Source organism: Bradyrhizobium sp. AZCC 1678 (genome assembly GCF_036924765.1).
Lineage (GTDB): Bacteria > Pseudomonadota > Alphaproteobacteria > Rhizobiales > Xanthobacteraceae > Bradyrhizobium > Bradyrhizobium algeriense.
Window position 1 is genome coordinate 2,722,768 of sequence record NZ_JAZHSE010000001.1, and the last position, 13,664, is coordinate 2,736,431.

Genomic DNA, 13,664 nt, shown 5'->3' on the forward strand with positions numbered 1-13,664 from the left:
GCCCGCGATAACAAGACCCGGTACGGCAAAAAACCGGGCTGAACGAGGAGGACACCAATATGGTACGCAACAAGCTGATGCTGGCGGCAGCCATACTTTCAGGCGGGGCGTTTGCCTCTCCCGCTGCAGCGCAGAACGAGCAGTTCATCCCAATATTATCCTACCGGACGGGCGCGTACGCCGTGAATGGCGTGCCGTACGCAAACGGCGTGGCCGACTATTACAACCTTGTCAACGAGCGCGACGGCGGCATCAACGGCGTCAAGCTCTTGGTCGAGGAATGCGAAACCGGCTACGCCACCGACAAGGGCGTTGAATGTTACGAGCGTCTCAAAGGGAAGGGCCCGACCGGCGCGGCCTTCATCAATCCGCTGTCGACCGGCATTACATTCGCCCTCACCGAAAAGACCGCGACTGACAAGATCCCGATTATCACGATGGGCTACGGCCGCGCCGATTCCAAGAACGGAGCCGTGTTCGCGTACAATTTCCCGCTGCTCGGCACGTACTGGTCGGCGGCCGATATCGCGATTCAGCACATCGCCAAGGAGGTCGGCGGCGTCGACAAGCTGAAAGGCAAGAAGATTTCGCTGCTCTATCACGACAGCCCTTACGGCAAGGAGCCGATCCCGATGCTGCAGGTGCTGGCAAAGAAGCACGGCTTTGAGTTTGCGCCGATCCCGGTCACGCATCCCGGTGTCGAACAGAAGTCGCAATGGCTGGCGATCCGCCAGAACCGGCCGGACTATGTTTTGCTCTGGGGCTGGGGCGTCATGAACGGCACGGCAGTCAAGGAAGCGGCGGCTGTTGCCTATCCGCGCGACAGGATGATCGGTGTTTGGTGGTCGGGCGCCGAGCCGGATGTGACGCCCGCAGGCGATCAAGCCGCTGGCTACAAGGCGCTGATGCTTCAGCATGGCGCAGGCAAATTCTCCGTACATGCCGACATCGAGAAGCACGTCTATGCAAAGGGCAAAGGGTTGTCGGAGCCTGGCAAGGTCGGCGAAGTTCTCTATAACCGCGGCATGACGAACGCCATGCTCGGCGTGGAGGCGATCCGCAAGGCGCAGGAAAAGTTCGGCAAGAAGCCGCTTACGGGCGAGCAGGTGCGCTGGGGGCTGGAGAACCTCAACCTCTCTGATGCACGTCTCAAGGAACTCGGCTTCGAGGGCATGTTGAAGCCGATCAAGATTTCCTGCTCCGACCACGAGGGCGCGCGGGAGGGGCGGGTACAGCAGTGGGACGGCAAGGGCTGGAAGGTCATCTCCGACTGGTACACCGCCAACCAATCCAACACCGAGCCGCTCGTCGACGAAATTTCCGCGAAGTATGCCGCGGAGAAGAACGTCCAGCCGCGCGACTGCTCGAAAGAAAGCTGAACGCTTCCCAGCGATCCGGGAGGAGCGTTCGCCTCCTCTCGGATCTTTCGAAAGCTGCAACCGTTTGGAGAGGACCGCGTGTCAATCCCTGGGGCCTCTATGGCGACAGAACCGGCAGCGCCCTTTCTGTCGGTCAACAATATCGAGGTTGTCTACAGTCACGTCATCCTCGTGTTGAAGGGTGTATCGCTGGATGTGCCGCGGGGCGGAATTGTCGCGCTTCTCGGCGCCAATGGTGCGGGCAAGACAACGACGCTGAAGGCGGTCTCCAATCTGCTGCATGCGGAGCGCGGCGAGGTCACCAAGGGCTCGATCCTGTTCGACGGCGTCGAAGTGCAGTCCCTGTCGCCAAACGAGGTGGTGCGGCGCGGCTGCATTCAGGTGATGGAGGGACGGCGTTGCTTCGCTCATCTCACGGTCGAAGAGAATCTCCTGACCGGCGCCTTCACGCGCAGGGACGGCAAGGCCGCGATCGCGCAGGATCTGGAGCGAGTTTATGCCTATTTCCCCCGTCTCGGAGAGCGTCGCGGTTCGACAGCCGGCTATACGTCGGGCGGCGAGCAGCAGATGTGCGTGATCGGCCGTGCGCTGATGTCGCGCCCGAAGATGATCCTGCTCGACGAGCCTTCGATGGGCCTCGCGCCGCAGATCGTCGAAGAGATCTTCGAGATCATGAAGGATCTGAACGTCAAGGAAGGCGTCTCGTTTCTTCTCGCCGAGCAGAACACCAATATGGCACTCAAATATGCCAACTACGGATATATCCTCGAAAATGGCCGCGTGGTGATGGATGGCGAGGCGAGGGCGCTCGCTGCGAATGAGGACGTCAAGGAATTCTATCTTGGCGTCGCCGGGGAGAAGCGAAAATCATTCCGCGATGTGAAGCACTACAGGCGGCGCAAACGCTGGCTCATTTAGGCAACGGCGCCAAGCGATCGGCGCGCGTTGAGTGGACTCGCCGCGCGAGGCGTGGCGCAAGACCAGACCGTGGTTTATCTCACACCGATATCCGATCAGTGCGACATCAATGTGGGTTGGTTATCGAGACAAGCATACCACGTGTCGTCCCGCCAAGAATAAATTCCCGCAGCCGGGAATGCTCGTACCCGCCCATCACAATGAGATCGGCACCTGCATCGGCTGCATATGACAGGATTGCATTTGAAACATCGATCTTGCTGACGGGAATGCGCTCAATCGTGGCGTTTACTCCGTGACGGGTCAGATGGGTCGCGATATCCGTACCCGGAAGGTCTACGCTTTTGGCGCTCTGAGTGTCCGCAACAACAATACTCGTCTTGCCGGAGCGGGTAAGAAACGGCATAGCATCGGCGATCGCTCGCGTGGCTGCCCGGCTGCCGTCCCAGCACACCATGACATGATCGAGTTTGAGGCGATCCTTCTGAATAAAAGGTACGATGAGCACCGGTCTTCCGGATTCGAACAGCGCTGCCTCAAGGACGATATTCGTGGTTCGATGATCTGGGTCCCTTTCAAGTTGGCCAATGACGGAAAGATCGAATCGTCTTGCGATATGCGCAAACTGGGTTGGTACGTCGCCAGTGCCAGCTTCAATCCTGCGTGTGTCGGCTGAAACGCCGGCGCGACGCGTCGCCTCGTCAAACGCGGTGGCCACGGACTCTGCGTGTTCTCGGGCTTCAGCTTGCTGGGCTCGAATAAAGTTAGCCGACAGGTCGACGCTGTTGAAGTCGAAGGAGATCGCTGATTCATTTCCCTTAGTAGGTGGAGATTTGAATCGATGATGGCTCCTCGGCAGGTCGATCAGGCGGCGCTGTTTTACGAGTTCTCTCTTGAGCGACATGTTCCGGCCGGCCACTTGCTGAGGTCGATTGATCGCTTTGTCGATTTGTCAGAGGTTCGGGGCCATCTAGCGCCATTTTATAGCTCGACCGGCCGGCCTTCGATTGATCCCGAACTGCTCGTCCGGATGTTGCTGGTTGGCTACTGCTACGGCATTCGCTCCGAACGGGGTTCTGCCGGCTCGGCCTCGATGGCGAGGTGCCGGACCACTCGACCTTCTCCAAGAATAGGCATGGCCGCTTCCGCGATTGCGATCTGCTGCGCAAGCTGTTCGAAACCGTGGTCCGACGCTGCATGGCAGAAGGGTTGGTTGATGGGACGGCCTTTGCTGTCGATGCCAGCCTGATCGCTGCCGATGCCAACAAGCAGCGTTCTTCTGCCGGGTCTGATGATGTCGACTGGGAGGCCGTCGCCAGGACGCGCCGATCCGTCCGGGAATATCTCGATACCCTGGATGAGGCTGCCTGGGGCGCAGCCAGCGAGACGGTACCGAAGTTCATCTCCAGATCGGATCCGGCCGCGCAGGCGGACCGGGGCTCACAAAGGGCATGCCTTCTTTGCCTACGCCGACAACTACCTGATCGACCTGAAGGCGGCGATTATCGTCGATGTTGAGGCGACGCGAGCTATCCGGCAGGCCGAGGTCGGTGCGGCGCGCACAATGATTGAGCGCACCGAAGATTGCCTCGGGCTCTGTCCCGAGCGCCTGGCCGCCGACAGTACCTACGGGTCAGTCGAGATGTTGGGGTGGTTGGTCAACGAGCGCGCGATCGAGCCGCAAATTCCGGTGTTCGACAAGTCCGCCCGCGCCGATGGGACGTTCTCGCGCGGAGACCTCAACTATAATCAGGAAGCCGATATCTACGTCTGTCCAGCCGGCAGGATGCTGACTTCTACCGGCACTCTGGTGAACGACCGAGCAACACTGCTGTATCGCGCCAGCAAATATGACTGCGACGCCTGCGAGCTTAAGCCGCGTTGCTGTCCAAAGATGCCTGCCCGCAAGGTTCCGCGTTCAATTTACGAGAACGCCCGAGACGTGGCGCGCGATATCGCCAAGACCGAGACCTACGTGACGTCGCGGCGTGAACGTAAGAAGATCGAGATGCTGTTAGCACATCTCAAGCGCATCCTGCGCCTAGACAGGCTGAGGCTGAGAGGCCCGTCCGGTGCTCAAGACGAGTTCCTCCTCGCTGCCACGGTCCAGAACCTTCGAAAGATGGCAAAGCTGATCCCGCTGCCCGCCCCAATGCCGGCCTGAGAGCAAACAAGCTCACGCGCGCCTGATTCCTTGCAATCCCCAATCAGTTGGGCGGCCGACTTCTTCAACACAATCGGCGCAAAGCGGTCATTCGGCCAAACGCCGATGTCGGCTAAATGCCAACGAACTAAACCGCTCGCGCGGTAGGTCACTGCGGCTGGCGACACAGCCAAGAGGATAGCGCAACGGGGCGTCCTGTCTTGAGATCGAGGGGTTTCGACAACCTCACTCAAGACAGGAGCATCCCCATGACCGACGAGGCCATGAGCCCATTGCGGCGGCGCATGATCGAAGACATGACGATCGGCAAGTTAGCGCCAAAGACCCAAGAACTAAACCGCTCGCGCGGTAGGTCACTGCGGCTGGCGACACAGCCAAGAGGATAGCGCAACGGGGCGTCCTGTCTTGAGATCGAGGGGTTTCGACAACCTCACTCAAGACAGGAGCATCCCCATGACCGACGAGGCCATGAGCCCATTGCGGCGGCGCATGATCGAAGACATGACGATCCGCAAGTTAGCGCCAAAGACCCAACAAGGCTACATCCGCACCATCAAGGATTTTGCTATCTTCCTTGGCCGGTCGCCCGACACGGCGAGCTTCGAGGACGTCCGACGTTTTCAATTGCATCTGGCGGCGAGCGGCGCGCATATCCCGATTCTCAATCATACCGTAGCTGCGTTGCGGTTCTTCTTCAGGATCACGCTCAGGCGCTCCGATATCATCGAGCACACCACATTCCTCCACGAGCCCCGCAAGCTGCCGGTCGTGCTCAGCCCGGAGGAGGTGGCGCGGCTCTTGGATGCCGCGCCGGGCCTCAAGTACAAGGCGGCGCTGAGTGTGGCTTACGGCGCAGGTTTGCGCGCCGCCGAGGTGATCTCGCTCAAGATCGGCGACATCGACAGCAAGCGCATGGTGATCCGCGTCGAACAAGGCAAAGGGCGCAAAGACCGCTACGTGATGCTGTCTCCGCATCTGCTCGAGTTGCTGCGTGCCTGGTGGAAGACAGCACGACCGCAGGGCTGGTTGTTTCCTGGCCGCGACCGCGTGCAGCCGATGACGACGCGCCAGCTCAATCGCGCCTGCCATGCCGCAGCCGAGAGGGCCGAGATCGACAAGCGCGTGTCGCTCCACACCTTGCGACACAGCTTCGCCAGCCACCTGCTCGAGCAGAACATCGATATCCGGGTGATCCAGGTGCTGCTCGGGCACGCCAAGCTCGACACCACGGCGCTCTATACCCGCGTCGCCACCAAGACGATCCAACGTGTTATGAGCCCGCTGGAGCATATCGCCCGCAAGATCGAAAGGGTCGAGCCACCTGCCTAAAGCGCGGCTCGCGTGCCGCGTCCGGCACAGGAGGTCGCCGATATCTTCCGCGATCATGGACCGGCATGGCGCAGCGCCAACGCCGGCCATCTGAGCCTTGGCCAGTTGAAGGTAATGTCGGCGATCGAGAACTGCCGCACGGCGGCGCTCGGCGGCCATGTCGCGCGCTGCGAGAAGTGCGCGCACACCAAGATCTCGTACAACTCTTGCCGCAACCGGCATTGCCCGAAGTGCCAGGGCGCGGCGGCAAAGGACTGGCTGGCCGCGCGCGAGGCCGATCTGCTGCCGGTGCCGTACTATCATGTGGTGTTCACGCTGCCGGCGCAGATCGCTGACATCGCCTACCAGAACAAGGCGGTGATCTATGACATCCTGTTCAAGGCCTCGGCCGAGACGCTGACCACGATCGCCGCCGACCCCAAGCACCTCGGCGCTCGGGTCGGCGTGACTTCCGTCCTGCACACCTGGGGCTCAGCCATGACCCACCACCCGCACGTCCACATGATCGTGCCGGGCGGCGGCATCTCGCTCGACGGCAAAAGCTGGATATCTTGCCGATCTGGCTTCTTCCTCCCCGTCCGCGTGCTCTCGCGCCTGTTCCGGCGGCTGTTCCTGGAGAAGCTGATCGCGGCCCACAACGCCGGCCACCTGCAGTTCTTCGGCAATCATGCAGCTCTTGCCGATGCGCAGGCATTCGCGGCGTATCTGGCAGCGCTACGCCGCGCCGAATGGGTGGTCTATGCCAAGCGCCCGTTCGGCGGGCTACAGGCCGTGCTGGCCTATCTGTCGCGCTATACCCATCGCGTCGCCATCGCCAACAGCCGACTGATCGCCTGCGATCGCACCAGTGTCACCTTCCGGTGGAAAGACTATCGTGCCGATGGTCGCGATCGCCAGAAGCTCATGACACTCTCAACCGGCGAGTTTATCCGCCGCTTCCTCATCCACGTCCTGCCGCACGGCTTCCACCGCATCCGCCACTACGGCCTGCTCGCCAGCGGCACGCGCGCCGACAACATCGCCCGAGCGCGTGAGTTGCTCGCCGTTTCAAACTCCCAGGCCGAGCCCACCGCTGCCGCCGTCGATCCCGGCAAGCCGGCTTGTCCATGCTGCGGCGGTCCCATGATCATCATCGAGCTCTTCGGGCGCGGTGCAACGCCACGGCATCAGCCGACACCTCCACCGATCGTCATCAGGGTCGACACCTCATGACCGCACCACAATCCCGCAAATTTGCGCGTCTCGCTCGCCGGCTCTCGACCGGCCACGGCAGAGCGCGCTCAGACATCCAGCCGTCGTCTCAAACCGTCCGACAATTCACCGCGATCGACGCGACCCGCCGCTCATCCAGCAGCCGTTTCACCGTCCACCGGCGTGCTGGAGCGCCTCGACCCCAATCACACACCTCATCCGCGGCACTCAAATCCCCATAGCGCACGCCGCACCACCCACGTATCCCTTCCCGCGGTTTCCTCCCTTGGAGGTTTGCGGACGCCGGCCCCGTGCCCGCGGCGCTACCGTCATGGGGCCGGCGTCCGAAAACCTTCACAACTTCGGACATGTCGCTGCACCGCACTAACTGACGCGATGTGCCAAATGCAGTTATTCGTACGGTGGTCTGCTGACCCATCTTGAAAGATAATGCCGGCTCGCCAATCAAGTTTCCGGTAGCCCTGCCTTGCGCATGCCTTCGGCGATCCGCGCACGCTGTGCGAGACAGGTCGGATTGTCCGTTGGCGAACTTGCGTGGAAATGCGCGAGAGTGAAATTGGGATCGATGGCCAGTCCCGTCTGTATCGAAGCCCGCGCTTCCTCAATCCTCCCGAGATGAGCCAACGCCGGGGCGAGATAGATGTGAACGAACGCGGCGACATTCCGATTGGTCTCGATGGCCCGCTTGAACCAGAAGACAGCAGCTTCATCGGCCGCAAGATATGACTGCTCGACGCCTACGTTGATCATCCAGGTGAACGCCCTGTTGTCGCGGGGAGAAAGCCGAAATGCCTGCATGATGTAGTCTTCGGTTTCCTCGGCTCGACCCAGATAACATTTGCCAAGCCCAATCCACGCGTAAGCCGTGGCCAAAAAAGTCCGCGAACTGGCAATTTGGGATCGGACAATGCGACCGGCGCACGGGTGCTTGGTTGTGCCTAAGCGGGCTGGAGCGCAGGGATCGGGATCAGCTTTGCGAGTTTCCGGCCGAGCTGGCAGAACCAGCGATAAGCGAGGTTCAGGTGCACCTCCTCGCACAGCCGCCGTTCGGAACGAACGCCGATCTTCCGCCGTTCTTCCACGTATTCGAGGACCCTGCTCGACGAGGTGCTTGTGGACGGGCACGCGGCGCAGCCGCTTGCCCTTGGTGACCTCGGGCCTGAGCACGAAGCACCAATGCCCGATGATCAGCTGGACGTCGGAAGTGAAATCGCGTTATGACCCAAGCCGAACAACGCTTGAGCCATAGTTATCTCCGCTCTAACTAGCGGGCCGAATCTCCGTTTGCGGGTCGCCGCGACGGCGGCCGGGAGCGGGGTGCGAACCAAGGACGTGGTCTCCAGGAGATGCACGACGGTTGCCAGAACTTTTCGTCTCCCGCCGGACACCCCGCCTTCTTCCTGCGGCGCACACAATTCTTCGCGGGCGCCGCTTCGATTGACGAATTTGCCACGCCCATCAGTCGAGCGATTTCTCGAGCTTTTGTGCCGCCCGAAAGTCATCCATGTGATGTAGGTTCGGGCTGTATGCGGCCTCCTTCGTCAGGAGGTGATAGATCCTTCCTACCACCATCTGGAGATGCCTCAGCCGTCCGACGGGCATCGCCCGAGCCTTGCAAATGGCTCGGACGTCATGGCTCGGAAATAGTGAAAAGCGTCCGACATGCGGATCCAACGTCCGTCGGGGATTTTGGTTCGTCCGGCCGCCCCTCCAGGAACCCCTCGGAGATCACCTGGTTGAAAAGGCATGACAAGAATTCTCTACGAAAGCGCCAACGGTGACGTCTGGCGGCTGGTCCGTGATCCGCAGTCGGGTGTCGCGATGGTGGAGCACAAGCCGAATGCCAGCTCCGGGGGACGTACGTCCCTGATCGAAATCGGAAAATTCCTTGGAGCTGGCGCCAACGGTCCCGAACACCAGGCTCTACTCCAGTTGATCGGCACCCTGGTCAACGACTGACGAGCGTCAGGAAGGCCGACTGCATTGGCGGTCTGCGCGCGAGGGTCGAGTTCGACACCATGCGATCGAGGATTTTGATGCCGTGACGCGGGCGTGGTTTCTATTCGTACTCGCGATGGACAGTCTGTGCCGCGCCATCGGCACCTCGGACATGTACCCATTCGTGTTGACGCGCCCGGTGATCGGCAAGCTGGCGTTTATTCAATAGCTGGTTCAACGCGAGCGGTCGGCGTTACCGCCGGCTCCGGCGGCGGGGTAGGGGGACAAGTCGCCCAGGTGACGTTCCCTTGAAACAAAGCCGGTCTAATCGCATTGTAGCACATCACCAGCAATGGTCAGCCAAAGACGCGGGTGGAGATAGTGTGTGCTCCCGATATGATACAGGAGGTGCGCATGTGCGATTTGTGCCGCGAGCTGGACTATAAGATCGAAGCGTGTCGGAGATTAGAAAACTCAACCAATGACAAGCTAACGCGCGAAGCTCTCGCTGACCTCATCAGGGAATACGAGGAGGACAAAGCCAGGCTCCATCCACACCAGTCGGAGGAGGCATGGCGAAGTTAAGTTGCTTCGCAGTGTTCAATCCTGCGCAAGCCTTATGCTCGACCGATTGAGCGGCGGGTTGCAAAAGATGGCTCTGCGCTAACTCACCGGAACGCCGTCCGTAATGTCAGTATTGAACGTAGCCGATGGCCGGTAGAGTCCCTTCGCTTCAGACACGGGCCCGGATCGAGCGGCATACAAAGACTTTGGATCGCTAAAGCTGCGGGAGTTCAAGGGTCGCTCCGAACAAGGGCGGCTGCTTTTTACGCCTGGTGGGTGACGGGAACCAAAGCATGGATAGCGCTTTTACTGGATAGCGCACAGCCGCCCTTGCGCGTTGCAGGGGATGCGTCCCGGGATTGTTCATGAACAAGGTCAAGGATAAGAGACTAGCCCGGGCGGCGGCAAGCCTTCGGCGTGCTACCGTGCTGGAAGGTAAGCCCTTTCCGCTTGGAGCCACCTGGGATGGCCTTGGCGTTAATTTCGCACTGTTTTCGGCTCATGCCACCAAGGTCGAGCTCTGCCTCTTCGATGACAGCGGAAAGAAAGAGATCGAACGCATCGAGCTGCCCGAATACACCGATGAAGTCTGGCACGGTTATATACCGACCGCACGTCCGGGTACAGTCTACGCCTACCGGGTCCACGGCCCTTACGAGCCAGATGCGGGACACCGTTTCAATCCCAACAAGCTCGTGATTGATCCTTATGCTAAGCAGCTTGTGGGCGCGCTGCGTTGGGGACCAGAATTATTCGGCTATGAGCTCGGTCACTCGGACAAGGACAAGTCCTTCGATTCACGCGACAGCGCGCATCTTATGCAAAAATGCCGCGTGATAGACCCCGCCTTCACCTGGGGCCGTGCGGCAAAGCCCGAGGTGTCCTGGGACCGCACCATCTTTTACGAGATGCACGTCAAAGGTTTTACCCGAAGCCATCCGCTTGTACCGGAAGGCGACCGCGGTACCTTCGCCGGACTTTGCCATCCGCATATCCCTCCTTATCTTCGCGCGCTTGGGATCACGAGCGCTGAATTTCTACCCATCCATGCATTTGTGGACGATAGTTATCTTACGGAGAAGGGCCTGCGTAACTATTGGGGCTATAACTCGCTTGCGTTTTTCGCGCCCGAGCCGCGCTATCTCAAGACGCTTTTTGCGAATGAGTTCAAGGAAGCCGTCAACCAGTTCCACGCCCATGGTATCGAGGTGATTCTCGACGTCGTCTATAATCATACTGCCGAAGGGAACGAACTCGGGCCAACACTTTCCTTCAAGGGCATCGATAATGCGAGCTATTATCGCCTGCTTCCGGACCAGAAGCGCTACTACATCAATGATACCGGTACCGGCAATACCGTAAACTTGTCGCATCCGCGCGTGCTCCAGATGGTCGCGGACAGCCTGCGCTACTGGGCGACCGAAATGCGCGTGGATGGTTTCCGCTTCGACCTTGCGACCATTCTTGCGAGGGAGCCCTACGGTTTCGATGAAGGCGGCGGCTTTCTGGATGCCTGTCGGCAGGATCCGATCCTTTCGTCTGTCAAGCTGATCGCCGAGCCTTGGGATGTAGGCCCGGGCGGCTATCAGGTCGGCCAATTTCCCCCTGGATGGGCGGAATGGAATGATAAATTCAGGGATGACGTGCGGCGCTTTTGGAAAGGGGATGAAGGCATGACACCCGAATTTGCGCGGCGCATCACCGCATCGGGCGACCTCTTCAACAAGCGTGGTCGCAGGCCATGGTCGTCCGTCAATTTCGTTACGGCGCATGACGGCTTCACACTGAACGACGTCGTTTCCTACAATGATAAACACAACGAGGCCAATGGCGAAGACAACCGCGACGGACACTCGGACAATCATTCGTGGAATCACGGCGCTGAAGGGCCGACTGATGATCCAGAGATCATCGAGCTTCGCGAGCAGCAAAAGCGCAATCTCCTAGCGACGGCGCTGCTGTCGCACGGGACGCCTATGATTCTCGCGGGTGACGAGTTTGGCCATACCCAGGGTGGCAACAACAACGCCTATGCTCAGGACAATGACACGACATGGCTCAACTGGCTCGGTATCTCCGCCGAAGGCCGCGCGTTGCGGGAATTCGTCCGCAAGCTAATCGCGACACGGCAGGCCTTTCCCATCCTGCATCGCTCAAGGTTCGTCATCGGCAACGTCAATGAAGAACTAGACGTGAAGGACGTAAGCTGGCTCGCTCCGAACGGCCTGGAGATGACAACGGCGGATTGGGACAATCCGGCCACGCGATGTTTCGGTATGCTGCTTGACGGACGGGCCCAGGACACTGGCGTCAAACGGCAAGGCTCGGATGCGACGCTGCTGCTTATTTATAACGCGCATCATGATTTCGTCGAATTCGTCTTGCCCGAAGTGGCGCAGGGCCGCGCCTGGGCCGGGCTCATTGATACGCATGTACCGGATGTGACGGTGACGGTTTATCCTTTTGGCCATCGCTTAAAGGCCGCTGGTCGATCAATGCTGGCGCTCGGCCTCGCGACGGAAGAGACCATGACGCGACGGCTCCGCCAGGGTCTTGGTGCCATCATGGATATTGCCGAATTTCCACTTCAGGTCTAGGCCACGCCTCCTTCTTCGAGAACGCGCAGGACGCCTTGCAATGGCACGGAAATCCAAGCCGGCCGGTAGGAAAGCTCGTATTCGACCTCATAGAGCGCTTTTTCGAGCAGAAAGAAATTCAACATCGCTTTCGTATCGTCGGCGCGGTCGGGCCACAAAACCGAGGCGCCTATCACATCCTGATAAGCGCTCAGAAAGCCATCTGTGGACTGTTGGCGCCATGAGAATAAGGCTCGCGACGTCGGGGTGTTGAGCTTTTCTAACTTCTGCCTCTGCTGCCTCGATGCCATGGCGGCGTAGTCTAGTGAGCGCAAGACACCTGCGACGTCGCGCGCAGCAGGAGCCTTGCGCCTCCGGTCTGCCAAGGGTCGGCTGGGCTCGCCCTCGAAGTCAATAATGACTGCGTCCTCATTGGCTACAAGCACCTGGCCCAAATGCAAATCGCCGTGATGGCGTATCTTGCAGCGGCCAAGCGAAGGACGGATGAGGTTAGCTGCGTAATCATACAGTCGGGGTTTGACCCGAAACAAGCGCTCCATGAGGGGGCGGTCGTTCACATCCAGCGGCGATTCCTCCAACCTCTTGAAGATACGAGCAGCGCGCTCCATAACGTCGCCGATCCAGAAATCGAGATCGCCTTCGTCGATCGCCTCAGGCTTGAACGCCCCTATGTCATCGCGGCTCGCCAATGAGCGATGCATCTCCGCCACACGGCATCCAAGACGCCGCACCCACTGGAGATAATCCCGTCGTGCGGTGATCGCTTTGTCGCGTTCTTCAGAGCCTTTCGCGATTGAATCGAGATAAATGCTGAGGCGGTCGGCCGACCAGGTCCAGGCATCACCGCGGTTCGGCACAAATGCGTGGACGATACCAAGGGCATAACTCGCCGAAGCATGAGCAGCCTTGAGGTGGCCAAGCAGCGCGGGCGTATACGCAAAATTCGCGGCCTCGGTCAGAAAGTGTCCCATCTCAACTTCGGGGTTTTGGCCGGGCTCGATTTGGCGATACAGCTTGACGACATAGTCCTGATCAACCAGCGCCGTACTGTTGGATTGTTCGCCTTGAATGGCGCGGATTCGGGATGGAGTATTCGGTGGTTGGCTCCCGAGTTTGCTCGTGGGCTTGAAGTCTAGCCGCCAACCCGAGCCGGCAATGGAGGCCTCCCGTCGAAGGTGCTCAAGGATTCGTCGGATGAAAGCCGGATCAGCAGCGACGTCGCACAGCAATCCTTCACGCTCACCCTGGTGCAAACGGGCCACGATGGATTTATCCAGTTCGGGAGCCGCATCAACGGACCAGTCGACCCGCAAGGGCAGGAGATAGCGCGCGTGATGGTTGGTTTCGATAATGACAAAAGTGGTTGAGTCCGCGGTGAAAGGAAGGCGTGCAATGATCTTTGGCTTAATTCGCGTTTCAGAGTTACCAGGGAACCACCGGGCTTTGGCGAGATAGGACGGAAGAAAATGTCTTTCGAGAGCTGCGGTCACCTCTCTGTTCGCAACCCATGAAGAACCTTCCGGTATGTCCAAGAACGCAAGGTTTTCACCGGCGGTGCCCATG

The 13,664-nt window shown here is 59.8% G+C and carries 11 protein-coding genes and 2 pseudogenes; 9 read left to right on the forward strand and 4 right to left on the reverse strand.

Annotated elements, in window-relative coordinates:
* The first annotated feature begins 59 nt into the window (after positions 1-59).
* Together V1294_RS12950 and V1294_RS12955 are read left to right on the forward strand one after the other, a co-directional pair.
* Positions 60-1,379, forward strand: a complete 1,320-nt coding sequence (locus V1294_RS12950; RefSeq protein WP_334497533.1) for an ABC transporter substrate-binding protein — start codon at positions 60-62, stop codon at positions 1,377-1,379.
* 99 nt (positions 1,380-1,478) lie between these two features.
* A complete protein-coding gene (locus V1294_RS12955) occupies positions 1,479-2,297 on the forward strand; it encodes an ABC transporter ATP-binding protein (RefSeq protein WP_334497535.1) in 819 nt (272 codons plus the stop codon).
* Positions 2,298-2,403: 106 nt separating this feature from the next.
* Here V1294_RS12955 and V1294_RS12960 read toward each other — a convergent pair whose 3' ends face one another.
* Positions 2,404-3,201, reverse strand: coding sequence for a universal stress protein (locus V1294_RS12960; protein ID WP_334497537.1), 798 nt, complete (start codon positions 3,199-3,201; stop codon positions 2,404-2,406).
* Between V1294_RS12960 and V1294_RS12965 the strand changes: the two are divergent.
* From V1294_RS12965 to V1294_RS12980, 4 genes and pseudogenes are all read left to right on the forward strand, one after another.
* Positions 3,139-4,461: pseudogene (locus tag V1294_RS12965) on the forward strand (transposase). The gene V1294_RS12960 and the pseudogene V1294_RS12965 sit on opposite strands and share 63 nt — an antisense overlap.
* Before the next feature lie 248 nt (positions 4,462-4,709).
* Positions 4,710-4,847, forward strand: coding sequence for a hypothetical protein (locus tag V1294_RS12970; RefSeq protein ID WP_334497539.1), 138 nt, complete (start codon positions 4,710-4,712; stop codon positions 4,845-4,847).
* Positions 4,848-4,914: 67 nt separating this feature from the next.
* Positions 4,915-5,790, forward strand: a complete 876-nt coding sequence (locus V1294_RS12975; RefSeq protein WP_334497541.1) for a tyrosine-type recombinase/integrase — start codon at positions 4,915-4,917, stop codon at positions 5,788-5,790.
* Between the two features lie 12 nt (positions 5,791-5,802).
* A complete protein-coding gene (locus V1294_RS12980; protein WP_334497543.1) occupies positions 5,803-7,002 on the forward strand; it encodes an IS91 family transposase in 1,200 nt (399 codons plus the stop codon).
* A 444-nt stretch (positions 7,003-7,446) separates the two neighbouring features.
* Here V1294_RS12980 and V1294_RS12985 read toward each other — a convergent pair whose 3' ends face one another.
* Both V1294_RS12985 and V1294_RS12990 read right to left on the reverse strand, forming a co-directional pair.
* Positions 7,447-7,800 (reverse strand): tetratricopeptide repeat protein, encoded by a 354-nt coding sequence (locus V1294_RS12985; protein WP_334497545.1) that lies wholly within the window; start codon positions 7,798-7,800, stop codon positions 7,447-7,449.
* A 188-nt stretch (positions 7,801-7,988) separates the two neighbouring features.
* Positions 7,989-8,063, reverse strand: a pseudogene (locus tag V1294_RS12990) (transposase); the annotation flags it as partial.
* A gap of 685 nt (positions 8,064-8,748) precedes the next feature.
* Between V1294_RS12990 and V1294_RS12995 the strand changes: the two are divergent.
* From V1294_RS12995 to glgX, 3 genes are all read left to right on the forward strand, one after another.
* Entirely contained in the window at positions 8,749-8,961 is a 213-nt protein-coding gene (locus V1294_RS12995; protein ID WP_334497547.1) for a hypothetical protein, read from the forward strand.
* 82 nt (positions 8,962-9,043) lie between these two features.
* Positions 9,044-9,169, forward strand: a complete 126-nt coding sequence (locus tag V1294_RS37960) for a putative zinc-binding metallopeptidase (protein ID WP_442895338.1) — start codon at positions 9,044-9,046, stop codon at positions 9,167-9,169.
* Positions 9,170-9,869: 700 nt separating this feature from the next.
* Positions 9,870-12,101, forward strand: coding sequence for a glycogen debranching protein GlgX (gene glgX / locus V1294_RS13000; RefSeq protein WP_334497549.1), 2,232 nt, complete (start codon positions 9,870-9,872; stop codon positions 12,099-12,101).
* Here glgX and V1294_RS13005 read toward each other — a convergent pair.
* Positions 12,098-13,663: a putative maltokinase gene (locus V1294_RS13005; RefSeq protein WP_334497551.1), complete on the reverse strand. Its 1,566-nt coding sequence runs from the start codon at positions 13,661-13,663 to the stop codon at positions 12,098-12,100. The two genes, glgX and V1294_RS13005, sit on opposite strands and share 4 nt — an antisense overlap.
* Between the last annotated feature and the right edge of the window lies 1 nt (position 13,664).

Coding starts and splice junctions, on each gene's coding strand:
- V1294_RS12995 (WP_334497547.1), top strand. CDS start 8,749: ATGACAAGAATTCTCTACGAAAGCGCCAACGGTGACGTCTGGCGGCTG.
- glgX (WP_334497549.1), top strand. CDS start 9,870: ATGAACAAGGTCAAGGATAAGAGACTAGCCCGGGCGGCGGCAAGCCTT.
- V1294_RS12960 (WP_334497537.1), bottom strand. CDS start 3,201: ATGTCGCTCAAGAGAGAACTCGTAAAACAGCGCCGCCTGATCGACCTG.
- V1294_RS12950 (WP_334497533.1), top strand. CDS start 60: ATGGTACGCAACAAGCTGATGCTGGCGGCAGCCATACTTTCAGGCGGG.
- V1294_RS12955 (WP_334497535.1), top strand. CDS start 1,479: ATGGCGACAGAACCGGCAGCGCCCTTTCTGTCGGTCAACAATATCGAG.
- V1294_RS12970 (WP_334497539.1), top strand. CDS start 4,710: ATGACCGACGAGGCCATGAGCCCATTGCGGCGGCGCATGATCGAAGAC.
- V1294_RS12975 (WP_334497541.1), top strand. CDS start 4,915: ATGACCGACGAGGCCATGAGCCCATTGCGGCGGCGCATGATCGAAGAC.
- V1294_RS13005 (WP_334497551.1), bottom strand. CDS start 13,663: ATGGGCACCGCCGGTGAAAACCTTGCGTTCTTGGACATACCGGAAGGT.
- V1294_RS12985 (WP_334497545.1), bottom strand. CDS start 7,800: ATGCAGGCATTTCGGCTTTCTCCCCGCGACAACAGGGCGTTCACCTGG.